At 69.7% G+C, this 23,375-nt stretch carries 19 protein-coding genes and 1 pseudogene; 15 read left to right on the forward strand and 5 right to left on the reverse strand.

Annotation, left to right across the window (positions count from 1 at the left end; all coding sequences use genetic code 11):
• Window positions 1-84 precede the first annotated feature (84 nt).
• Window positions 85-1,659 (forward strand): chaplin, encoded by a 1,575-nt coding sequence (locus D0T12_RS31745; RefSeq protein ID WP_158581707.1) that lies wholly within the window; start codon window positions 85-87, stop codon window positions 1,657-1,659.
• A 183-nt stretch (window positions 1,660-1,842) separates the two neighbouring features.
• Here D0T12_RS31745 and D0T12_RS31750 read toward each other — a convergent pair whose 3' ends face one another.
• A complete protein-coding gene (locus D0T12_RS31750; protein WP_117404471.1) occupies window positions 1,843-2,028 on the reverse strand; it encodes a DUF5703 family protein in 186 nt (61 codons plus the stop codon).
• 253 nt (window positions 2,029-2,281) lie between these two features.
• Here D0T12_RS31750 and topA point away from each other — a divergent pair, with 253 nt between their 5' ends.
• The 12 genes from topA to D0T12_RS31810 all read left to right on the forward strand — a co-directional run bounded on the left by topA (window position 2,282) and on the right by D0T12_RS31810 (window position 17,199).
• Window positions 2,282-4,978, forward strand: a complete 2,697-nt coding sequence (gene topA / locus D0T12_RS31755; protein ID WP_199487819.1) for a type I DNA topoisomerase — start codon at window positions 2,282-2,284, stop codon at window positions 4,976-4,978.
• Between the two features lie 28 nt (window positions 4,979-5,006).
• Window positions 5,007-7,091, forward strand: coding sequence for a dTMP kinase (gene tmk, locus D0T12_RS31760; RefSeq protein WP_117404372.1), 2,085 nt, complete (start codon window positions 5,007-5,009; stop codon window positions 7,089-7,091).
• A 19-nt stretch (window positions 7,092-7,110) separates the two neighbouring features.
• Window positions 7,111-8,250 carry a DNA polymerase III subunit delta' gene (locus D0T12_RS31765; RefSeq protein WP_117404374.1) on the forward strand — a complete coding sequence of 380 codons (1,140 nt, stop codon included), beginning with the start codon at window positions 7,111-7,113 and terminating at the stop codon, window positions 8,248-8,250.
• A gap of 187 nt (window positions 8,251-8,437) precedes the next feature.
• Window positions 8,438-10,156, forward strand: coding sequence for a S8 family peptidase (locus D0T12_RS31770; RefSeq protein ID WP_117404376.1), 1,719 nt, complete (start codon window positions 8,438-8,440; stop codon window positions 10,154-10,156).
• Window positions 10,157-10,393: 237 nt separating this feature from the next.
• On the forward strand, window positions 10,394-11,002 hold the full coding sequence (locus D0T12_RS31775) for a SigE family RNA polymerase sigma factor (protein WP_233526407.1): 609 nt from the start codon (window positions 10,394-10,396) through the stop codon (window positions 11,000-11,002).
• Window positions 10,999-11,586 (forward strand): permease-like cell division protein FtsX, encoded by a 588-nt coding sequence (locus D0T12_RS31780; protein WP_117404378.1) that lies wholly within the window; start codon window positions 10,999-11,001, stop codon window positions 11,584-11,586. Before D0T12_RS31775 ends, D0T12_RS31780 begins: the two co-directional genes overlap by 4 nt.
• Window positions 11,587-11,593: 7 nt before the next feature.
• A complete protein-coding gene (locus D0T12_RS31785; RefSeq protein WP_117404380.1) occupies window positions 11,594-12,076 on the forward strand; it encodes a low molecular weight protein-tyrosine-phosphatase in 483 nt (160 codons plus the stop codon).
• Between the two features lie 7 nt (window positions 12,077-12,083).
• A complete protein-coding gene (locus tag D0T12_RS31790; protein WP_117404382.1) occupies window positions 12,084-12,935 on the forward strand; it encodes a fructosamine kinase family protein in 852 nt (283 codons plus the stop codon).
• A gap of 138 nt (window positions 12,936-13,073) precedes the next feature.
• On the forward strand, window positions 13,074-14,066 hold the full coding sequence (locus D0T12_RS31795) for a hypothetical protein (protein ID WP_117404384.1): 993 nt from the start codon (window positions 13,074-13,076) through the stop codon (window positions 14,064-14,066).
• A gap of 63 nt (window positions 14,067-14,129) precedes the next feature.
• The gene (locus tag D0T12_RS31800) at window positions 14,130-14,954 is read left to right on the forward strand and encodes a PSP1 domain-containing protein (RefSeq protein ID WP_117404385.1); all 825 of its coding nucleotides are present in this window, start codon (window positions 14,130-14,132) and stop codon (window positions 14,952-14,954) included.
• 750 nt (window positions 14,955-15,704) lie between these two features.
• Entirely contained in the window at window positions 15,705-16,298 is a 594-nt protein-coding gene (locus tag D0T12_RS31805; RefSeq protein ID WP_117404387.1) for a S1 family peptidase, read from the forward strand.
• Between the two features lie 64 nt (window positions 16,299-16,362).
• Window positions 16,363-17,199 carry a GNAT family N-acetyltransferase gene (locus tag D0T12_RS31810; RefSeq protein ID WP_117404388.1) on the forward strand — a complete coding sequence of 279 codons (837 nt, stop codon included), beginning with the start codon at window positions 16,363-16,365 and terminating at the stop codon, window positions 17,197-17,199.
• A 351-nt stretch (window positions 17,200-17,550) separates the two neighbouring features.
• Here D0T12_RS31810 and D0T12_RS31815 read toward each other — a convergent pair whose 3' ends face one another.
• The 4 genes from D0T12_RS31815 to D0T12_RS37530 form a co-directional block, all read right to left on the reverse strand.
• Window positions 17,551-18,657 (reverse strand): fatty acid desaturase family protein, encoded by a 1,107-nt coding sequence (locus D0T12_RS31815; protein WP_117404389.1) that lies wholly within the window; start codon window positions 18,655-18,657, stop codon window positions 17,551-17,553.
• A 14-nt stretch (window positions 18,658-18,671) separates the two neighbouring features.
• Window positions 18,672-19,703: a ferredoxin reductase gene (locus D0T12_RS31820; RefSeq protein ID WP_117404477.1), complete on the reverse strand. Its 1,032-nt coding sequence runs from the start codon at window positions 19,701-19,703 to the stop codon at window positions 18,672-18,674.
• Between the two features lie 636 nt (window positions 19,704-20,339).
• A complete protein-coding gene (locus tag D0T12_RS31825; RefSeq protein WP_199487826.1) occupies window positions 20,340-21,014 on the reverse strand; it encodes a class I SAM-dependent DNA methyltransferase in 675 nt (224 codons plus the stop codon).
• A gap of 142 nt (window positions 21,015-21,156) precedes the next feature.
• Entirely contained in the window at window positions 21,157-21,633 is a 477-nt protein-coding gene (locus D0T12_RS37530) for a DUF6228 family protein (protein ID WP_456318669.1), read from the reverse strand.
• Window positions 21,634-21,636: 3 nt separating this feature from the next.
• Between D0T12_RS37530 and D0T12_RS31830 the strand changes: the two are divergent.
• Window positions 21,637-22,007, forward strand: a pseudogene (locus tag D0T12_RS31830) (transposase); the annotation flags it as partial.
• A 443-nt stretch (window positions 22,008-22,450) separates the two neighbouring features.
• Complete coding sequence (locus D0T12_RS31835; RefSeq protein ID WP_147339719.1) at window positions 22,451-23,068, forward strand: RICIN domain-containing protein; 618 nt, start codon at window positions 22,451-22,453, stop codon at window positions 23,066-23,068.
• Window positions 23,069-23,375: the final 307 nt, after the last annotated feature.

Genomic DNA, 23,375 nt, shown 5'->3' on the forward strand with positions numbered 1-23,375 from the left:
GTGTGCCCTGTCCAAATCACCTCATCGAACGAGACACGCGAGTCGTGGGTCTCGTCATCCCCCCATTTCCTGGAACGGAGCATCATGCGAACGTGGGCAAAAGGCACATCCCGAGCCGCGGTTCTGGCTGCGGGCGTGGTCGCCTTCGGCACCATCCCGGCCGGCGCCTACGCCGACATCACGAGCGGCACCGGGAGCGTTCTCGGCGGTAACCAGGTTTCCGCGCCGGTCTCGGCACCGGTCGACGTGAGCGGCAACGGCGCGTCCCTGGTCGGCACCTCCCATGCCGGGTCGCGGGGCGGCGCGAAGGTCAACAGGGGCGGTGCCGCGGGGCAGATGACGTCCGGGGCGGACGGCGTCGGCTCCGGCAATCAGGTCGACGCCCCGGTGTCCGCGCCGGTGAACGTCTGCGGGAACGGCGTGGCCGTGGTCGGGCATGCGGCCGCGGGCTGCGAGGGCGGCGCCAAGGTGGTGGACGGCGGTTCCGGCGGCCGGTTCAGCGACGGGACGGACGGGACCCTCGCCGGGAACCAGGTGAACGCGCCGATCTCCGTCCCGGTCGGCGCGTGCGGTAATGCGGCGGCGGCCGTGGGGTTCGCGGCCGCCGGTTGTGAGGGCGGGTCCGTTGTGAAGAACGGCGGTCCCACCGGGTCGGGGCAGGAGACGGCCGGTGTGTTCGGGGTCGGTAGCGGCAACCAGGCCAGCGCTCCGATCAGTGCGCCCGTCGACGTGTGTGGGAACGCGGTAGGCAACGCGCTGGCCGGGTGCGAGGGTGGCGCGTCCGTCCGTAATGGAGGTCACGGGTCGGGCGAGCAGTTCACCGACGGTGCTTATGGCGTCATATCCGGAAATCAGGCAAATGCCCCGATCAGCATCCCGGTGACGGCCTGCGGGAACGCCGCCGCGCTGGTCGGGCACGCCGCCGGGCTGTGCGAGGGCGGCGCCGCTGTCAGGAGCGACTCGGGCGGCGACCAGTACACGTCCGGGCTCGGCGGCGTCCTCACCGGTAATCAGGGGAACGCGCCGGTCGAGGCCCCGGTGGACGTGTGCGGTAACGCCGCGGCGGGTGTCGGTCTCGCCGGGGCGCTGTGCGAGGGCGCCGAGGACGGCTACCACCCGGCCCCGGGCTACCACTCGTATCGCCGGGCGAGCGACGTGCCCGTGACGTTGCCCGGTGGCCTGGGCGTTCCGGCGAACGGCCGGATGGCTCCTGCGAAGCCGTTCGTCCCGTCGCTCGTGGACGGTCCGGTCGACAGCGGAGCGGGCGTGCCGATGGCGCGGAAGCTCGGGCTGGTCAAGGCCCCGCTGGACGTGTGCGGTAACGCTGTGGCGGGCGTTGGCGCGCTGTGTGAGGGCGCTCAGGACGGTTACCACTCGGCCCCGGGCGGCTACCGCTCGTATCACCGGGCGGGGGGCGTGCCCGGTGGTCTGGGTGTTCCGTCGAACGGCCGGATGGTTCCTGCGATGCCGTTCGTTCCGTCGCTCGTGGACGGTCCGGCCGACAGCGGAGCGGGAGTGGCGCGGGCGCTCGGGTCGGTCGAGCCGGTCGCGGCGGAGGAGACGGTCGGGTCGATGTGGACGTTGGCGGCGTCCGCGCTGCTGGCCGCCCTCGCCGGGGGGCTGGCTCTGACCCGCCGGGTTCGGATTGGTCGGCGGTGACGTCGGTGACGTCGTGACCTGGCGGCCGTGAGACCGCTTTGCCCGTCCCGGAAAGGCGCGGTCCGGGGCGGGCGAAGCCGTGTTTCACGGTGTGTCACGCCGGACGTACGTAGTGCTACACTTCGGGCGGACCGCCTGTATCGGCCGAGTGAAGCCGCTCGTCCGCATGGCGGTGGGGGCCGGTCAGAATGTCCGGACGACGCGGATGACCTTGCGGCGGAGTTGAATACGGCGACGGCCGTCCGGGTAGAGGCGCAAGCGATCGATTTCCCAGCCGCCCCGCTCCGCGTGCTCGGTCATGATCTGCCGGGCGGTATCGCGCGTGGTACCGCGGGGCAGTGACAGGACGAGGTAGGTGTACTCCGCCATTGCGACCATTATTACCCGGATGACCGGGAGCGCGGCACCGTACCCTGGCGGCCCTGTCCGCAGGGCCTCCGGGGGCATGTCATCCTGTCTGGGGCGTGCGGCGGTGGGAATCCCGTTCGTCTTCCGGGGCGGAGCGATGATCGCGGGGCCGGGGCGGCGACCCGCGGGCATGAACGCGCCGTCCCGCGACGTTGTACGAAGTCTGTAAGAGAGAGCCTGTTCAAGAGGACGAGACAGCGAGGTTGGAGCGACTGTGCCAGCCAAGAACGGCACCGCGAGCAGTGGCCGGGGCAACGGCGCCGGTACCCGCCTGGTGATCGTCGAGTCGCCTGCGAAGGCGAAGACGATCGCCGGGTACCTGGGTCGTGGCTACATCGTGGAGTCCAGTATCGGCCATATCCGGGATCTCCCGGGCAGCGCCTCGGAGGTGCCGGCCAAGTACAAGGGCGAGCCGTGGGCCAAGCTCGGCGTGAACGTGGAGCGCGAGTTCGAGCCGCTGTACGTCGTCAACTCCGACAAGAGGAGCCAGGTCCAGAAGCTGAAGAAGCTGCTGGCCGAGGCCGATGAGCTCTACCTCGCGACGGACGAGGACCGGGAGGGCGAGGCGATCGCCTGGCACCTCCAAGATGTCCTGAAGCCGAAGGTCCCCGTCCACCGGATGGTCTTCAACGAGATCACCAAGGACGCGATCCAGCGCGCCGCCGCGAACCCGCGCGAGCTGAACATGCGCCTGGTGGACGCGCAGGAGACGCGCCGCATCCTGGACCGCCTGTACGGGTACGAGGTCAGCCCCGTCCTGTGGAAGAAGGTCATGCCGAAGCTGTCGGCGGGCCGGGTCCAGTCGGTGGCGACGCGGCTGGTCGTCGAGCGGGAGCGGGAGCGGATCGCGTTCGTCCCGGCCCACTACTGGGACATCGCGGCCCAGTTCGACACCGGCAAGGACGAGGAGCCCAAGGCGTTCAAGGCCGGGCTCGTCTCCGTCGACGGCAAGCGCGTCGCGCAGGGCCGTGACTTCGCGTCCGACGGCACCCTGAAGACCCGGGACGCGCTGCACCTGGACGAGCCCGCCGCACGGGCGCTGGCGGAGCGGCTCCGCGGCAGGCCGTACGAGGTCAAGTCCGTCGAGCGCAAGCCGTACACCCGCAGGCCGTACCCCCCGTTCCGGACGACGACCCTCCAGCAGGAGGCGAGCCGGAAACTGAACTTCTCCGCGAAGTACACGATGTCGGTGGCGCAGAAGCTGTACGAGAACGGCTTCATCACCTACATGCGAACCGACTCGATCACGCTGTCGGAGACGGCGATCACGGCGGCGCGGCGGCAGGCGGCGGCGCTGTTCGGCGGCGAGTACGTGCCCGACAAGCCGCGCGTGTACGCGTCCAAGGTGAAGAACGCGCAGGAGGCGCACGAGGCGATCCGTCCGGCGGGCGACACGTTCCGCACCCCGGCGGAGACGGGCCTGTCCGGCGACCAGTTCCGGCTGTACGAGCTGATCTGGAAGCGGACGATCGCGTCGCAGATGAAGGACGCGGCCGGCCAGTCGGTGTCGATCCGCGTCGTCGGCGAGTCGACGCGGGGGGAGCGGGCCGAGTTCGGCGCGACCGGTAAGACGATCACGTTCTACGGGTTCCTCAAGGCGTATGTGGAGAGCGCGGACGACCCGTCCACCGACCGGGACGACCAGGAGCGGCGGCTTCCGAACCTGGCGGAGGACGACCCGCTGACCGCGAAGGCGGTGGACGCGGAGGGCCACTCGACCCGCCCGCCGGCCCGCTACACCGAGGCGAGCCTGGTCAAGGAGCTGGAGGAGCGGGAGATCGGGCGGCCGTCCACCTACGCCTCGATCATCGGGACGATCCTCGACCGCGGGTACGTGTTCAAGAAGGGCACGGCGCTCGTCCCGTCGTTCCTGGCGTTCGCCGTGGTGAACCTGCTGGAGCAGCATTTCGGCAACCTGGTCGACTACGACTTCACCGCGCACATGGAGGACGGTCTCGACGAGATCGCCCGCGGCGAGGCCGAGCGCGTCCGGTGGCTGACGCGGTTCTACTTCGGCGACGACGGCGAGGAGGGCCTGAAGGAGCTGGTCGGCGACATCGGCGACATCGACGCCAAGGGCGTCAGCTCCTTCCCGATCAAGGACTCCGACATCGTGGTGCGGGTCGGCCGCTACGGGTCGTATCTCGACCGGGACGGCCAGCGCGCCAACATCCCGGACGACATCGCGCCGGACGAGCTGACCGCCGAGAAGGCGGAGGAGCTGCTCGCCCAGCCGTCCGGTGACCGGGAGCTCGGCACGGACCCGGAGACCGGGAACACCATCGTCGCCAAGTCGGGACGCTACGGCCCGTACGTCACCGAGATCCTGCCTGAGCCGCCGCCGCCCGCCGAGGGCGAGAAGAAGAGGCGGACGAAGAAGGCGGACGCCCCCAAGCCGCGCACCGGTTCGCTTTTCAAGTCGATGACGCTGGACACGGTCACGCTGGACGACGCGCTGAAGCTGCTGTCGCTGCCGCGCACGCTCGGCGAGCTGGACGGCGAGCAGGTCACGGCGCAGAACGGACGGTTCGGCCCGTACATCAAGAGGGGCACCGACAGCCGTTCGCTCGCCTCGGAGGAGGACCTGTTCACGGTCACGCTGGAGCAGGCGAAGGAGCTGTTCGCGCAGCCGAAGCAGCGGGGGCGCCGGGCCGCGGCGGCCGCGCCGCTGCGTGAGCTCGGCGTCGACCCGTCCAGCGAGAAGCCGGTCGTGGTGAAGGAGGGGCGGTTCGGCCCGTATGTGACCGACGGGGAGACGAACGCGAGTCTCCGCAAGGGCGACGAGGTCGAGTCGATCACCATCCAGCGCGCCGCGGAGCTGCTCGCGGAGCGCCGGGAGAAGGTGGCCGCGGGAGGCGGGAAGAAGAAGGCGGCACCGCGCCGCCGAACCTCCGCAAAGTCCAGTTCCTAGGGACATCCACGCCGATACCCTGACCGACATGACCAGAACGGGCGCATCCCGGCCGCACCCCGCCGCGTCACCGCCGCCGGGAGATTCGTCGCTTTCGTTGACCAGGTCGTTCCGGCGGCTGCGGACCGCCCTGGCGGTGTCGGGCCTCGGCCTGTGGCTCGCCGTTCCCGCGTTGACGGCGACGGCCGCGGCGCTGACCCGCGACGACGACGCCGCGGCGCGCGTGCAGGCGGTCGGCGGCGTCCTGGCGTTGCTGTTGCTGCCCGCGGTGCTGCTCGCCCCGGTCGCCGGGACGCTCGCCGCCCGGGTCGACCGGCGGCTGATGCTGATCATCGCCGATGTGTTGCGGCTGGCCGTCCTGGTGACGGTCCCACTGGTGGACACGCTCGTGTGGACGATGGCCGCCGCGTTCCTCGTCGCGTGTCTGAGCCTGCTGTGGACGTCGTCGGCACGCGCCTCGCTGCCCGCGCTCGTCACGGAAGGTACCGAGAACGACGAGTCGCGTGTCGCCGCGCACCGGGTGGCGGCCCGCGTCCTGTACGGCCCGGCGCCCGTCGCCGCGCTGCTGTTCGTCTTCCTCGCCCTCATCGCGGACGAGACGCTCGGCCGCGGCTCCCGCGACGACCTCGCCCTCTACGTGACGGCCGCCGTCTTCCTGATCTCGGCGGCGGTCGTCGCCGCGATCCGCGCCATTCCGGCGACGGAGCCGATCCACGCCCCGGCGCCGCTGAAGCTGATCTTCCAGGGGCCGGGGACGGCGGTCGCCCGCGGTTTCGGCCTCGCCGTCGCCACGGCCGCGCTCACGTCGGCCGCGATCGTCGCCGTCGCCCGGGTCCGCACCGGTGAGCTGGGCGGCGGGGACGCGGGCTACGGCAGCGTCCTCACCGGCCTCACGCTCGGCGCGGCCTTCGGGTTGTTCCTCGGCCCGCGCGTCCTCGTGCCGTTCAGCCGCCGCAGGCTCCTCGGCCTCGCCGCCGTCGCCGCCGCGGTCACGCTCGTCGTGACGGCGCTCGTCCTGAACCTCGTCGTCGTGGTGTTCACGACGGCCCTGCTGGGCGTGTTCGCCGGGGCGGCGTGGGCGACCGCCACCGCCGCGCTCGCCGACCCGGACGCGCCGGACGACACCCGTCCGTCCAACTACCTGCGTTCCGTCGCGGTCGTCACCGGTGTGGTGGCGTTCGCGGCCGTCCCGCTGGTCGCGGGGGCGATCGGTTCGCACCGCCTCGCCATCGGCGGCGGGTACGACTTCGACGGGACGGCCGCCGCGCTGCTCATCGCCGCCGTCGTGGGCCTGCTGGCCGGGGTCGTCGCGTACCGGCGGCTGGACGACCGGCGCGGCATCCCTCTCGTCCCCGACCTCCGCGCCGCCCTGAACGGCGAGGTCTACGCGCCGCCGGAGCAGGCCTCGACCGCGGAGCAGCAGCCCGTCCAGCGTGGGCAGCGTGGCGTGTTCATCGCGTTCGAGGGCGGGGAGGGCGCCGGGAAGACCACGCAGGCGCGGCTGGCCGCGATCTGGCTCCGCGACCACGGCTACGACGTCGTCACCACCCACGAGCCGGGCGCCACCAAGATCGGTATGCGGCTGCGCGCGATGCTGCTCGACCGCGACACGACCGGCCTGTCCGACCGTGCCGAGAGCCTGCTGTACGCCGCCGACCGCGCCGACCATGTCGCCAACGTGATCAAGCCCGCGCTGGACCGGGGCGCGATCGTCGTCAGCGACCGCTACGTCGACTCGTCCCTCGCCTACCAGGGGTTCGGTCGGCAGCAGCGGGTCGAGGACGTCGCCCGCGTCAACGCCTGGGCGACGGGCGGGCTCGTCCCGGATCTGACCGTTCTGCTGGAGATCCCGCCGCGGGACGGGCGCGACCGGCTGTCCGCGCCCGCCGACCGCATCGAGTCGCTGCCGGACGACTTCCACGAGCGCGTCCGCGCCGGGTTCCGCGCCCTCGCCGAGGCAGACCCGGACCGCTACCTGGTCGTGGACGCGAGCCGGCCGCAGGCGGAGCTGAGCCGCGAGATCCAGTACCGGATCCGCGAGATCCTCCCCGACCCCGTTCCGGCCGGGACCGAGGACGTGACGAGCACGTTCCCGGCCATCACGGAGTTCTGACCCCGCTAGCCTCGTAGCCATGAGCGTCTGGGATGACCTGGTGGGGCAGGAGTCCGTCGTCGCGCAGCTGTCGTCGGCCGCGGAGAGCGACGGCGACCTGGCGCACGCGTGGCTGTTCACCGGTCCTCCGGGTTCCGGGCACATCACCGCCGCGCGGGCGTTCGCGGCGGCGCTGCAGTGTGCGCAGGCGCCGCGTGGATGCGGGCACTGCCCGTCCTGCCACCAGGTACTCCAGGGCACCCATGCGGACGTGGAGGTCGTCCGCCCGCAGGGGCTGTCGTTCAGTGTGGCCGACGCCAGGGAACTGGTGCTGCGCGCCGCGTCGACGCCGGGCGGTGGACGCTGGCGCATCGTCCTGTTCGAGGAGGCCGAACGGGCGGGGGAGCGGGCGGCGAACGCGCTGCTGAAGGCCATCGAGGAGCCGTCGCCGCGCACGATCTGGCTGCTGTGCGCGCCGTCGGTCGAGGATCTGCTGGTGACCATCCGTTCGCGTTGCCGTCAGGCGGTGTTGCGGACGCCGCCGACCTCGGCCATCGCGGACCACCTCGTCCAGCGTGACGGAGTCGACCGCGACACCGCCGAGGTGGTGGCGCGAGCCGCGCAGGGTCACATCGACCGTGCGCGCCGACTCGCCTCCGACCCGCGTATGCGCCAGGTGCGGGACGGTGTCGTGGCCGTCCCGCGGCGGCTGACCGGGGTGAGTCCGGCGGTCGCCGCCGCGGAGACCCTGGTGGACGCGGCGAAGGCGGAACGGGACGCGCAGACGGCGGAACTCGACGACGCGGAGATGTCGGCTCTCCGGAAGGCGCTGGGGGAGAGCGAGAAGGGACGAATGCCGCGCGGCACGGCAGGCCCTCTCAAGGACCTCGAAGCCCGGCAGAAGTCACGGTCGACGCGGCTGTTGCGCGACGCCCTCGACCGGACGCTCCTCGACCTCGCGTCCTACTACCGCGACGTGCTGGCGCTCCAGTTGGGGGCGGCTTCCGAGCTGGTCAACGTCGACCTCGGGCCCGAACTGCGGACGGCGGCGGGCCGGGACCGTCCCGAGGACACGCTCCGCCGCCTGGACGCGATCATGGTCTGCCGGGAGCGGCTGGACGCGAACGTCAACCCCCAGTTGGCGTTCGAGGCGCTGACCTTGGCGCTCCGCACCGGCTGAGGCTCCCCGCGCCCGCGAGGGGCGGGCCGGTTCTGTGGCGGGAGCCGACCGAAATTCACGACTTACACAAAGTCTTCCATTTCGTTACATAACCGTACGCATCTCTCAACGGGCACTCACGTACCTTCTGCTCGCTCAGGCCAATCCCGGGTGTCCGGGACAGCTCCCCACGGCCAGGAGGTCTGCTTTGCGGCGAGCCTTGGTTTCCGCCGCGTGCGCCGTCACCACCCTGACGGCCCTCGCGATCCCAGTGTCAGCGGCTTCGAACCCCACGCACGAGAGAGGCGAGGTCTCGGAGTACGTCGTCCTCTACCAGGAGAACGTCTCCCCACGCAAGGCCCACCGTGCGGTGCAGGACGCCGGGGGAAGGATCGTCCACGAGAACCGTGACGTGGGCCTCGCGACCGTCGTTTCGGAGAACCCGGAGTTCGTCCAGGACGCGATGGACGAACGGGCCCTGGAAGGCGTCGCGCACAACCGGATCCTCGGCCAGGCGCCGAAAACGCGTAAGAAGGGGCCGCGGGACGCTCGGAAACCCGAGCAGGTCGTCAGCACGAAGAACGGGCCGGCTCCCACCGGCAAGCCGTCCAGGGACGCCGAACCGCTGGCGGGCCTCCAGTGGGACATGAAGCAGATCCACGCGACCGAGGACGGCTCGTACAAGGAGGAGCCGGGTGACAGGCGCGTCCTGGTCGGCGTCCTGGACACCGGCGTGGACGGCGACCACCCCGACATCAAGGCGAACTTCAACCGCGAGCTGAGCCGCAACTTCACCCGCGACATCCCGGCCGACGCGGACGGCAACGAGGTCGACGGGCCGTGCGAGTTCGCCTCGTGCGTCGACCCCGCCGACTGGGACGACAACGACCACGGCACGCATGTCGCGTCCACGATCGCGTCGCCGCGCAACGGTATCGGCATGTCCGGCGTCGCGCCGAACGTGTCGATCGTCAACCTGCGCGTCGGCCAGGACTCCGGGTACTTCTTCGTGGGGCCGACGGTGGACGGCCTGACGTACGCCGCCAAGAACGGCATCGACGTCGTCAACATGTCCTTCTACGTTGACCCTTGGCTCTGGAATTGCGAATCCAACCCGGCCGACAGCCCCGAGGACCAACTGGAGCAGCGCACCATCATCAAGGCCGTGCAGCGGGCCCTGGACTTCGCGCACGAGCACGACGTCACGCTGGTCAACTCCGCGGGCAACGAGCGCGTCGACTACACCAAGACGAACGTGGACACCGGCAGCCCCGACTTCCCGTCCAAGCCGGAAGAGAAGCCCTACGAGCGGACGATCCCGGCGAGCTGCAAGGTGATGCCGGGCGAGGGCGACCATGTCATCCCGGTCGCGGCGACCGGGCCGAGCACCCGCAAGTCGTACTACAGCAGCTTCGGCCGGGGATACGTCGCGGTGGCCGCGCCCGGCGGCGACAAGGTCGACAACCCGGACCAGCGTCCCGACGACCGCGGCGGAATCTGGGCCGCCTACCCCGAGCGTCTCGCCAAGGACCGCGGTGAGCTGAACGACGACGGCACGCCGAAGGTGCCGTTCATCGTCCGCAGCTGCAAGGGCGACGACTGCGCCTACTACCAGTCGCTCCAGGGCACCTCGATGGCGTCGCCGCACGCCGCCGGGGTCGCCGCGCTCATCGTCAGCAAGTACGGGCATCGGGACCGCCGGCACGGCGGCCTCAGCCTCGACCCGCGCGCCGTCGAACGGATCCTGCGCGGCACCGCGACGGAGAAGGAATGCCCGAGCCCCCGGACCGTCGAGTACGTCTGGTACACGTTGCAGGACGGCAAATGGGTGAAGAACACCTCGACGCAGACCTGTGAAGGGTCGGAGGGCCGGAACGGCTTCTTCGGCAGCGGCATCGTGGACGCGTTGAACGCTGTCCGCCGCTGACCCGGCTTCACCTGGCAGAAGGGCCCCGGACCGCACCGGTCCGGGGCTCTTTGCCGTCGTCGTTCGTGAATTTCTGCGAGGGAAGCAACCTGGGAGGGACGACGGCGTCTCTGAGACATGGAAGGTCAACTCCCCGGCCACCAACGACGGGCACGCGCGATCGTCCCCTCGGCCGTGACAGGGGCCGGCAGAGACACGACTCGTCGCGCGGACGCATACCCATCGGAGGCCCCGCCCATGACCAAGGCTGAGTTCGTGGCGACCGAACGTGCACCCGACCCGCCGCCCGACCTGCCGCCCGACATGCCGGACGCGCGGAACGGGCCGCGCCCGCCGGACGCGTCGAGCCCCGCCTCTTCCGGTGACGCGGCGTCGGCGGTCACCGATCTGTACCGCGGGCACGCGCTCGGGCTGACGCGCCTCGCCCTGGTCATGGTCGGTGACCGGGGGACCGCCGAGGACATCGTCCAGGACGCGTTCGCGGGCCTCTACAGGCGTTGGCCGCGCCTGCGCGACCGCGACAAGGCGCTCACGTACGTGCGGTCCGCCGTGCTCAACCGGTCGCGGACGGTACTGCGGAAGCGCAGGTTGCCGTTGCGCGTCGTCCACCAGCCGCCCGTCTGGTCGGCCGAGGCGGAGGCGCTGGTCGCCGAGGACCGGCGGGAGGTCATGGAGGCCCTGCACCGGCTCCCCGTCCGGCAGCGCGAGGCCCTCGTCCTCCGCTACTTCGGCGAGCTGTCCGAGGAGGAGATCGCGGCCGCGATGCGGGTGAGCCGAGGCACCGTCAAGTCGACCACGTCCCGTGCGGTCGCCGCACTGGGTCGCATGTTGGAGGAAGAGCTGTGAACGGATCCGAAGAACGTCTCAGGGACGCGTTGCACCATGTCGGAGACATCGTCCAGCCTGGGGACGTTCCGCCGCCGCCGTTCCCGGCCAAGCGGCGCCGGGTGTTCGCTCGCCCTATGACGATGGGCGCCGTGGTCGCCGCGACCGTCGTGGCCATCAGCGGTGTGGCCGTGGGCGGTAACGCGCTCCTCGACCGGACGGCCGGGGAAAGTAGCGCGCAGAACGCCGCGGCGTCGGGAGAGCAGAGACTGTCGGTGTTCCTCTGCGCCAAGACGTCCAGCAAATGGGCCTGCAAGGCGAAGGACGCGACCGAGCAGCAGAGGCAGGACATCGAGCGGAGGCTGCGAGCCCTGCCGGGGGTGCGGCGCGTCGACTACGTGTCCCGGACGGCGGCGTACCGGTCCTTCAAGAAGGAGTTCGACGACGACAAGAACTTTCCGTTCCGGGTCACTCCGGCGAACATCAGCCCGTTCTTCCAGGTTCGGGTCGAGGGCACCGTGGACGTGAAGGCGATGAAGGCCAAAGTGGAGAGCGTTCCCGGCGTGGACACCGTCATCGTCGTGCCCCGAAAGGCTGGGGCATGATGGAGGAATGCCGTACCGCGTCACGTTCGTCTGCACGGGAAACATCTGCCGTTCCCCGATGGCCGAATGGGTCCTGCGCCAGCATGTCGAGGACGAGAACCTCGACGTGGAGGTGGACAGTTCGGGCACCGGCGGCTGGCACGTCGGTGACGACGCCGACGAGCGGACGGTCGCGGCGCTGCGACGCGCGGGCTACCGCTCGGCGCACATCGCCCGGCAGTTCGAACCGTCCTGGTTCCACCGGTACGACCTGATCATCGCCCTGGACGAGGGGCACCGCCGGGCCCTGCTGTCGATGGCGCCGGACGAGGCGTCGCGCGGCAGGGTCCGGCTGCTGCGCGAGTTCGACCCGGACGCGAGCCCCTCGAACCTCGACGTCCCCGACCCCTACTACGGCGACCGCGCCGACTTCGACCTCGTCCTGGAGCAGGTGGAGGCGTCGATGCCGGGCGTTCTGGAGGAGATCCGCACCGCGCTCAAGGAGCGCTGAGCGGCCGGTGCGCGACCGCCTCGACCGACTCGAACGCCTCCTCGGCACCCGCGTGGACGGTGTGCACGCCCTGGGGTCGAGCCATGCGTGGACGCTGCACCACGCGTCCCTGGCGGACGGCCGCGACGTGTTCGTGAAGGCCGCGTCCGACCAGGCGGGCGTTTTCGCGGCGGAGGCGGCCGGGCTCCGCTGGCTGGCCGAGGCGGGCCCCGGGACACCCGTCCCGGAGGTGGTCGCGGCCGACGAGCACATGCTCGTCCTGCCGTGGCTGCCGTCCGCGTCGCCCGACCCGTCCACCGCGGAACGTCTCGGGCGTGAACTCGCCGCGCTCCACACCGGCGCCCGCCCGACCGTCCACGGCGCCCCCTGGGACGGCTACATCGCCGACCTTCCCCTGGACAACACCCCGGACGACGGGGAGTGGCCCCGCTGGTACGCCGAACGTCGCCTCGAACCGTTCCTGCGACTGGGTGCCCGGCATCTGTCGTCCGCCGACGTCCGCCTGGTCGAACGCGTCATGGCGGACGTCGAGACGCTCGCCGGGCCACCGGAGCCGCCGAGCCGCATCCACGGTGACCTGTGGTCCGGAAACATCCTGTGGACGGACGACCGCGCGCTGCTCATCGACCCGGCGGCGCACGGCGGCCACCGTGAGACCGACCTGGCGATGATGGCGCTGTTCGGGACACCGCACCTCGACCGTATCCTCGCCGTCTACGACGAGTCCGCGCCCCTCGCGGATGGTTGGCGCGCACGGATCCCGCTGCATCAACTGCATCCGCTCCTAGTGCATGTGGCGCTCTTCGGCGCGTCGTATCGTGCCCGTCTCGTCGACGCGGCACGGTCGGCGCTCGGCTGAAGCCGCCCTTGGGCTTCATTACCTCGCGCCCATGGGTTCTTGTCCGTGTGGAGATGAGGTAGAAACGACGGGCGGCGCGGACACGGGGGCGCGTCCAAGGTGCCCAGAGCAGCGGAAAGGCAGGTGCGAGACGACCCGATGGACGGCAGACGCGAGAACCCACCCTGGAGGGGCGCCGTTCCCCTCGCCGTCGCCGCCGCGGCGGCGCTCTTCGTCGCCGGCGGCATGGACCTCGTCCACCGCCACCAGCGCGCCCCCGAGAAACCGCGGCACGACGCCAAGCCCGCGTCCGAGGCCGAGGAGACCGAGCCACGGGTCGTCGTCGGCGTCGCCGCGTCCGGCGCCGCGCTCATCGTCCGCGACGTCCGCACCGGCGAAGACGTCGGCCTGCCCGTCGCCGCCCCGCCCGGCCGCCGCTTCCACCGCGTCGAGGCGGTGAAGGGCGGCTCCTACGTCGTCGCCACCTACGCCGACCGCACGGTGAAGTTCCACCGCCTCACGCTGGACGACGACGGACGTCCCGAAACCCTCAAGGACATCCCGAAGGTCACCGTCCCCGGCGTGTCCACCTCCTGGTCGGACCTCGCCGTCAGCCCCGACGGCACCCACATCGCCTACGTCACCTACCAGCGCACCCGCGGACGCGTCGACGTCATCTCCACCGCGACCGGAACCGGCAAAGTGTGGACGACGAAACTGCCCGCCCGTATCGGCAGCCTCTCCTGGTCCGGGACCACGCTCTCGTTCGTCTGGAGCCCGGCCCGCTCGACGGACAGGCCCGGCAGACTCCGGCACCAACTCCGCACCCTCGACACCCGTGGCGCGGCGGGCGACCTGAAGGTGAGCAAGGCCGTCCTGGACCTGCCCGAAGGCTGCACCACCGCGATCCTGAGCGGGGACGCCGTCGTCGCCGGAGTAGTGAGGAACTCCCAGCTCACCGTGCAGATGCTCACCGTGACCGGAAAACCCGCCAAGGTCCTGTGGCGCCAGACGGTGAAGGACGAACTGACCGGACTCGACACCGCCCCCGCGGGGAAGGCGATTCTCGCGACCGCCGGGGACCTCTACACCAAGGGAATACCCGGTGTTCGTGCCGTCCCAGGAGAGGACCTCGCCGACGCCACCTGGTGACCTCCCGGCCCGGAGACCTAAAGTGGATCGCACGGAACCGGGCGAACGGAGCAAACCGTGGGCATGGTTATGGCCGTCAGCTTCACCCGTTACGGTCGCCTCTACTACCTCGACCCCGGCCCGCACTCCCCGAAGGTCGGCGACAAGGTCCTCGTCCCCACCGACTCCGGCCCCGAGGTCGCCGAATGCGTCTGGGCACCGCAATGGGTCTCCGAGGACATCGACGGCCTCCCCGAATGCGTCGGCCCCGCCACCGACGAACACCTGGCCCGCGACGACGCCAACCGCCGCCGCCGCGCCGAAGGCCGCGCGATCGCCAAACGCCTCATCCGCAAACACGAACTCCCCATGAAGGTCATCGGCGTCGACTACCTCGACACCGACCACGTCTTCAAGATCTACTTCACCGCCCCGCACCGCGTCGACTTCCGCGCCCTCGTCCGCGACCTGGCCCGCGGCATCAAAGCCCGCGTCGAACTCCGCCAGGTCGGCCCCCGCGACGAGGCCCGCCTCCAGGGAGGCATCGGCCCCTGCGGCCGCGACCTGTGCTGCGCCACCTTCCTCAAGGACTTCGAACCCGTCTCCGTCCGCATGGCGAAGGAACAGGACCTTCCCGTCAACCCGCTGCGCATCGCCGGCGCGTGCGGACGCCTCATGTGCTGCCTCAAGTACGAACACCCGCTGTACATGGAGTTCAAGGAAAAGGCACCGCGCCTCGGATCACGGGTGAGCACCCCCGAGGGCGAAGGACAGGTCATCGGCTACAACGTCCCCGGCGACCGCGTGACCGTCAAGGTAGGTTCACGCCGCTGCTCCTGCCCGTCCGCGTCCGTCTGCTCCCCCCGCCGCCAACACGACGCCATGCACAACCCCCCCGACCCCGACTGACCTGCTGCCCGAGTCCCACCTCCGTCTCCGCCATTCACACGGTGCGCGGAACAATGTGTCACCCGTTCGGTGTGTTCAGTGACGAGACACAGGTCGAGACGATTTCTTGCCTGGCCGTCGTCCCCGTCCAGGGGTCTGAGCTCAATGGTCTCTGTCTGGCCTTGGCCTGGCATTTGATAGAAGGTCGCCGCCAACCTTGGCAGATTTGCACCCTTGCCGGGGGCTTCAACCTTCTGGATGATTCGGAAACCCGCCTCATCCTGGGCGTTCCCATTCACCCGCCACCCAGGAGGCCCCGTGAGACCCAGTCCGCTGATCCTTTTGGTCTGCGGAACGGCAGCCATTGTCGCCGTAGCTCCCTACCTGGCGCCCTCGGCTCCCGAAACCGTGGCCGGTCCCGCTCCGGTACCCGCTCCCACACCCGTCCCCGACCCCGACCCCGCGCGCTCCCCCCAAGCCGACTTCGTGGACGACTCCGCGTCCGACCCCAAGCGTGGCCGTGCTTCCGCGAGCCCCGCCCCGGCCCCGAGCCGGACGTCCGCCGCCGCTCCCGGCCGTGCGGCCGCCGCTCCCGCCCCCCGCAATGCGCCCGAACCGGCTGCCGCACCCGGTCGCGGCTCTAATGCTGGTCCCCGTCCCGGGGCCAGTTCTGGTCCGGCGGTCGAGCCGGAGCCGGAGCCAGAGCCGGAACCCGAACCCGAGCCGGAACCAGAGCCCAGGCCAAGCCGGACCATCGAGCCCACCCCGGACGTGACCGCCATTCCCATCGCCGTGCCGAACACCGAGGGCGGCCAGCCGATCTTCGCGAGCGGCGGCCGTCGCTGCACCATCGGCTTCAACGTCCGCAAGGACGACTCGTACTACTTCCTCACGTCGGGCGGCTGCGCGGAACCGGGATTGAAGCTCTTCCTGGACCCGGGGCTGAACATCGAACTCGGCACCGTCGTCTCCGTCTCGAACACCATCGGGCTCGCCCGCTACGTCAACCCGCAGGTGGAGCGGCCCGGCAGCATCCGCGGCGCGGACGGGTCCCATGACATCACGGCGGCGCGCAGCCCGAAGGTCGGCGAGAACCTCTGCCGCCTCAGCCCCCTCACCGGTGTGCAGTGCGGCACGGTCACGGCGGTCAACGTGAGCGTCAACCACCCCGAGGGGACGATCACCGGCCTGACGAGGACGAGCATCTGCGCGGTGCCCGGCGACCGTCAGGGCGCCCCCTTCTTTACCGGCACCATCGCGTTGGGTCTCGGAGCCACCGGTAGCGGCAACTGCAGTAGTGGCGGGACGTCCTACTTCCAACCCGTCGACAAGGCGCTCAGCGCCTTCGGTGTCGACGTCTACTAGGAGCTGATCAGAACCACAGAAATTCGTTTGTGCGCGGGGACGGGTTCGATCTACCGTCCGACGCGTGCATTCACCGTTGCCGGACGGCCCGGTGAGGTCGCTCGAAATCGACGACCTCCCCGCCTGTCAGCGCCTTGCCGAGGCCCGTGATTGGGGACGCGAAGACCGCAAGTGGCGGTTCCTGTTCTCGGTCGGTGACGTGTACGGCATCGACGACCGGAACGGCGAACTCGCCGGGACGGTGGTGTCGACCCCCTACGGCAAGGACGTCGCCGCCATCAGCATGGTACTCGTCGCCGAACGTCACGAGCGACGCGGCCTGGGCAGCCGTCTCATGCGGCACGCGATGGAGGACGCAGGCACCGCCGGCTTCTGCCTGACCGCCACCGACTACGGACGCCCGCTGTACGAACGTCTGGGCTTCCGTTCGGTGGGGCTGTGCACGTCGTACCAGGGCGAGGTCGAGAACCTGGTCAGGCAAGGGGTCTCCGTCCCGGCGGGGGCGAGCGACATGGCGTCCGTTCACGCGCTCGACACCCAGGTGTTCGGCGCCGACCGCGCACAGTTGATCGACGGCCTCCCCACCTTCTGCGAGACGCTCCGCGTCGTCCGGGACGGCCCAGAAATCAGGGGCTTCGGAGGCTTCTGGAGAAACGACGACCAGGTCGTCGTCGGCCCGGTCATCGCGCAAGACACCGAAACGGCCCTCGCGCTCGTGGCCGACATCGTCCCACCGGGCCCGGTCCGGCTCGACATCGACCACAGGCATCCGGAACTCATCACCTGGGCGGAGTCACACGGCCTGCGCCCCTCATTCACCACCACGGTCATGGAGCACGGCGCCCCTCTCACCGGAGACCCGTCCCGCCTCTACCTCCCCGTAGCCCAAGCCCTCGGCTGAGCCCACCCTTCCAGCACCTTCTGGACAGGACAGCGGGAGCTCTTCGTTCAACTACTCATCCCTTGGTTGGCAGGTGAACCCCGCCTTCTGGGGCAGGACGGCATATCGGGCGTTTCCAGGTACGCGTCACGTGCTTGGACACTGCACGCCCGATAGAGGGTGGCGTCATTGCTGGTGACTCGTCCCGTCCCTGCCTCCTGTGGTCCAGACGTTCGGGCTGAGTCGACCTTCCGCACGGCGTCTTCTGATGCGGAACGGCGTAGCGGACGCCTCCAGGCGCTCGTCACATGCTTCGACAACGAACCCACGGTCATGGCGTATGGGCGCCATCGCCGGATGTCCGTCCAGCCTCTATCTCCCCGTGGCCCAAGCCTTCGACTGAGTCCACTTTTTGCGGGGTGCTTTCTTGGGTGGGGCGGCGTAGCGGACGATTTTCTTCCAGGTGCTCGTCACCTGCTCAGAGAGCGAACCCGTGTGGTAAGGCAACCCGTACTTCTCGCACAACGCCCGGACGCGCGGCGCGATCTCGGCGTACCGGTTGCTCGGCATGTCGGGGAAGAGATGGTGCTCGATCTGGTGGCTGAGATTGCCCGTCATCAGGTGGAACAGTTTCCCGCCGGAGATGTTGCCCGAGCCGACGAGCTGCCGGGCGTACCATTCGCCCTTCGTCTCGCCGTCCAGCCGTTCCTCCTCGAACACCTCGATGTCGCCGGGGAAATGCCCGCAGAAGATGACCGTGTGCGCCCACACGTTGCGAATGACGTTGGCGGTGAAGTTCGCGGCAAGCGTCGACAGGAACTGCGGGCCGCTGAGCAGCGGGAACGCCAGATAGTCCTTACCCCACTGGCGGAGGATCTTCCGCCCGATCGCGCGCTTGCCCGCTCTCCGCGCCTCCTCGCGCTGCTCGCCTTCCAGTTCGTCGTCGACCACCAGGTCATGCCACGCGACCCCGTACTCGAAGAACATCGCGAGCAGCACGTTGTAGAGCGGCTGCGCGAGGTGCGCGCGTCGCCATTCCTGCTCCGGCGTGACCCGCAGGATGCCGTAACCGACGTCCCTGTCCTTGCCGAGAATGTTGGTGAAGGTGTGGTGAAGGTAGTTGTGGTTGCGCTTCCACTGGTCGGCGGGCGAGACGTTGTCCCACTCCCAGGTCGTCGAATGGATCTTCGGGTCGCGCATCCAGTCCCACTGGCCGTGCATGACGTTGTGCCCGATCTCCATGTTCTCCAGGATCTTCGCGACGGCCAGCGTCACGGTCCCGGCGATCCACGCGGGCGGCAGGGAGGACGCCATGAGCAGCGTCCGACCGCCCACCTCCAGGCCCCGCTGCCACCGGATGACCCGGTGGATGTACGACGCGTCGCGCTCACCGAGATCGCTGAAGATCTCGTCGCGGAGCGCGTCCAGTTCCCGGGCGAGGGCATCGTAGTCGGCGACGGTGAGCTGACCGGCGGTCATCTTCTCGTGCTCCTTCAGAGTTCGATCTCCACGGACCCGGCGGCGGACGACACGCAGGTCTGGACGACCTCGCCCTCCTCGCCGTGCACCTCGCCGGTGCGCAGATCCCGGACCTGGCCGGAACGCAGGCGGCCGACGCAGCTGTAGCAGATGCCCATCCGGCACCCGCTCGGCAGCAGCGCCCCCGCGTTCTCCCCGGCGACCAGCAGCGGCGTCGCCCCGTCCACGTCCACCTCGACGCCGCTTCTGATGAACGTGACCTGTCCGCCTTCGCCGTCACTACCGTTCAGGACGGTGCGAAAACGTTCGACGCGCAACCTCTTCTCGGCTCCGGCGGCGTGCCAGTACCCCGCGAGATCGTCCAGCATCTCCCCGGGGCCGCAGGCCCACGCCTCACGCTCCGCCCAGTCGGGACAGACCGCGGGCAGGTCGGACGGGCTGAGTCGCCCGTCCGGTGCGGTGTGCCTCTCATACAGCCGCAGTCCGGCCATCGCGCGGAGCTCGGCGCCGAAGATGACGTCGTTCTCCGTCCGGTCCGAGTGCACTAGCACGATGTCGGACGTGCCGCCGACCTGCCGCAACATGGCCATGACCGGCGTGATCCCGCTCCCCGCCGTCACGAACAACATCTTCCGGGGAACCCTCGACGGCAGGACGAACTCACCGTCCGCGAGCCCGAGCCGAACGATCGCGCCGGGTCGCACCACCCTGGCGAGGTGCGCGGAGACGAACCCGTCCGGTGCGGCCTTGACGGTGATCGTGATGCGGCCGTCCCGCCGGGGCGGGGACGACAGCGAGAACGTCCGCCAGTACCGCACCCCATCGATGTCCACGCCCACCTTGACCCACTGGCCCGGGCGGTGCCTCCGCCAGGCACGCCCCGGCCTGATCACCAGCGTGGTCGCGTCCGGTGTCTCCGTCCGGACGGCTTCGACCCGCCCCCGGAGATCGGCCTTGGACCACAGCGGATTCACCAGCCCGAGATAGTCCTCCGGCAGGAGCGGCGTGGTCAGCTGACGTACCGCCGTCTCGATGCGTCTCCTCAAACGAGGCGCCGCACCGTTCGCGGTGGCGCGCGCCGATGCGGTGACCAAGACGCCTCCCTGGTCGAGAGCAACCTACGTTTGCGTAACTTACGGAGGCGTAAGGAGCTGTTCAACCCCTCGACCGGAAACGCGACAGGCATCACACCGCCACCGGCCTCGTGCACGCCGCCGCCACGACACCGCCGAACACGGACCTGAGTGCCCACCCCGCAGCTTTACCAACACACCCTCTAACCGACCCGGCATCACCGGCGGACATCGACACGTGACCAGGCCGCGAAGCGAGGCGAACACATCCTCGGTCTGAGCCCGATCGGGATCGGCATGGTGCCGATACTCCACCAGGCCGACGGGTGGGCCCAAAGCATCGGCTGAGGTCGAGACCATGCGACCCATGAGCGGCAATCGACCGGCCGGGTAAGCCAAGCATCGGCTGAGGTTGTGATCATGCGACCCATGAGCGGCAATCGACCGGCCGGGTAAGCTAAGCATCGGCTGAGGTTGTGATCATGCGACGCATGAGCGGCAATCGACCGGCCGGGTGTGTGCCGTCCAGGACGCTGAAGCCTGTTCGGCGCGGCTGGTCCGGCGCGGTGGCCGGTTAAAAGTGGGGGAGCTCTACGCGTGCCGCCCCTCTCAGGTGGGCTTGCGCCACACGGAGATGTGCTTCGCGGAGTCTTGGGTGAACGGTGCCCCGTCCCAGTCCGCGACGCGATGTTCCAGCTCAAGCCCGGCGATCCGCGCCATCAGATCGAGTTCCGCCGGCCAGGCATAGCGGTGGCGGGAACTATCGCGACGGTAGCCGCCGCCGTCCTCACGGGTGACATGGTGCGAGACGAGAGTCTGCTCCACCAGGTCGAAGGTGTCGAAGCCGAGATGCCGCTCGGAGACGTCGAACGGCACCGCGACCTGGCCCGGCGGCAGCAGCCGTAGCGACGGCACGCCCACCTCGATGACGAACCGGCCGCCGGGCCGCAGATGGCGTGCGGCGTTGCGGAAACACTCGACCTGCTCGTCCTGCGTGAGCAGGTTCCCGATCGTGTTGTAGACGAGATAGACGAGAGTGAACTCGCCGGGAACAACGGTGGTCGCCATGTCCCCGACGACCACTGGGAGCGCGTCCTCGTCGATCTTGCGCCTCAGGACCTTCGCCATGTGCTCGGACAGCTCTATGCCCATTACGGGCACGCCGCGTTCCCGCAGTGGGACGCCCACTCGTCCGGTGCCGATGGCGAACTCCAGTGCCCGACCGTCCCCGGCCAGCTCGGTAAGGAAGTCGAGGGTCGGCCCGAGAACGGCGGCCGAGGACATCTCGGTCTCCTCGGCGTCGTAGCGTTCGGCGGTCACACGCGTCCACAGCTCACTACTCGTCACGGGAAGCCACTCTGCATGGTCCGAAGGACGATGTCGACGAGTTTTCCGCCCGGCGGCGGCCATCACCGGCTCGACCGCATCATCGCGTGGCGACGGCGAGGAAATGCTCGGTCTCGGCGGCCATGGCCTTGAGTTGTTCGCCGGGTGTGAGGAAGGAGTAGACGATCACGTCCCAGAAGCGGTCCTCTCCTTCGCTGTCATGAAGCCGGAGAGTCCATCGCAGTTCGACGGCGCGGCCCTGATCAACCGCGGAAAGTTCGAGGTCGCCTTCGAGGGAGGTCCAGGTGCGTTCGCGATCCTCACCAAGTTCGGCGGGCCGCAAGGTCTGCGCGATGCCGGACGTCGCCGCCTGCTGAACCTCGCCCGCAAGCTCGCACCGCGCATGGGCGCGCAGCTCGTCACCGACATCATGAACACCCTGGACGCGCAGACGGTGACCGTCCCAGGCACAGCGGCGGCCGAGGCGGTGCTGCCCCGTCTGGCCGTCTCGCTGCGCAACGTCCTCGATTAACGCAAGCAGATCGCAGCAGAGGTCGAAAGGATGCTTGATGCGCACCCTCTTGCCAAGGTCCTGACCTCGATGCCGGGCTTCGGGGTCAGGACCGCCTGCCGGGTACTCCTCGAAGTCGGGGACGGCTCGGCCTTCCCCACCCCGGGCCATCTGGCCGCCTACGCCGGTCTCGCCCCGGTCACCAAGCAGTCCGGCACCTCGATCAAGGGCGAACGGCCACCCAAAGGCGGCAACAAGAACCTCAAAGCGCCCTGTTCCTGGCCGCGTTCGCCTCCCTCGCCGACCCCGTCAGCAGGGCGTACTACCGCAAGAAGAGAGAACAGGGCAAACGCCACAACGCCGCCCTGATCTGCCTCGCCAGACGACGCTGCGACGTCCTGTTCGCCATGCTCCGCGACGGCACCCTCTACCAACCACAAACCCCGTCACCACTTGACGGAACCCGTAGGGACACCCCCCGCATGACCCGGGCCGAGCGCATGCCGCCCGGCGACCGCCATGACAGGGCTTTGAGACACGGGCCGAGGCCGGGCGAGGGTCGCGGTGCAGCGTCCGGCGGTCGGCCGGCCATGGCCGTGCAGGTCTCACCAATTGTGAAGTTCGAATTCCGTCCCTTCCCGCGAGATCCCCTGAGCCGCCTCCCGCATCCGCATCACCGACATCCCCCGGCGCGGCTCGCTTCTGACGAACCGGCCCGCCGCACCCCGGCCGGGCGCTCCCGGCTGCGTGGCTACCGACCCAAGCGGACGTCGAGCCACAGATGCGTCCCGGCCGGGACACCATCCTCTAACCGAACACTCCAAGTATCGAAAACGCTACTTAGAGTGAGAGCATCAGAATCCCGCTTCACCTGGGAGTTCTCATGAAGCGCCCCCGTCCTGGCGGAATCGTCCTGCCCGTGTCCACCGCCGTCGCCGCGGCGGCCGTCGCTACGGTCCCGGCCATCGCCGTCTCCGGAGCGGCCTCCCCGGCGGCCGGGGCCCCCGACCCCGACGTCGGGGTGACGGCCGCCGCCCCGCCACCGGACTGGTCGAGAGTCCAGATACGCAACGTCGCGAACAACGGGGCCCTCCTCCCTCGGAGCGGGAGCAGGGCGGCCGGATCGGACATCGCCATGATCGCCGGCTGGAAGGTGCGGAAGGCCCAGCAGTGGAAGGTGATCCGATGGATCACTCCCATCTACGGGGTCCAGTTCGAGAACCTCAACGCCACCGGGATGTGTCTGGAGGCCAAGGAGAACTTGGGGAGTTCTGCGTCCGACATCGGCCTCCGGGCCTGTGAACGGTCGGATCCCGGCAGACGCCAGCTTTGGAGTCTCAGGGTGTCGTCCAAGCAGTCATCGCACTACCACATCCTGTCGCTCGAACACGGCACCAGGGCCCTGAAGCCGAACACACCGGCGAGCCACAACTCGGGCGTGCTCCTGGTGGAGCCGGAGAACACCAACACCTACGCGTGGACCATCGACTCGGTCTACTGAACCGCCCTCGTTCAACAGGGCCTATCTCCAGCCCCTGGCATGCTTCCCCACGGCGAGTTCCCAGGGCGGGTGGCCAACGCCCTCCAGTACATCCGCAGTCGGCACGCCCGGCGATCTGCCGACCATCGATGAACTGACCCGCCGTCCCAGACCGCCACCTCGCCCGCCGCGCCACCACGAGAAACTCGGACTGCTCCCGGCACCCGACAGGGGGCTCGGGCAACGCCGCTACGCCGAGTCGGCCCTCCGAACGTCCGGCGTGATCCCGCTCTACAGCGACACGCACTTCACGCTCGCCGGGCAGAAG

Source organism: Actinomadura spongiicola (assembly GCF_003432485.1).
GTDB classification, from domain to species: Bacteria; Actinomycetota; Actinomycetes; order Streptosporangiales; family Streptosporangiaceae; genus Spirillospora; species Spirillospora spongiicola.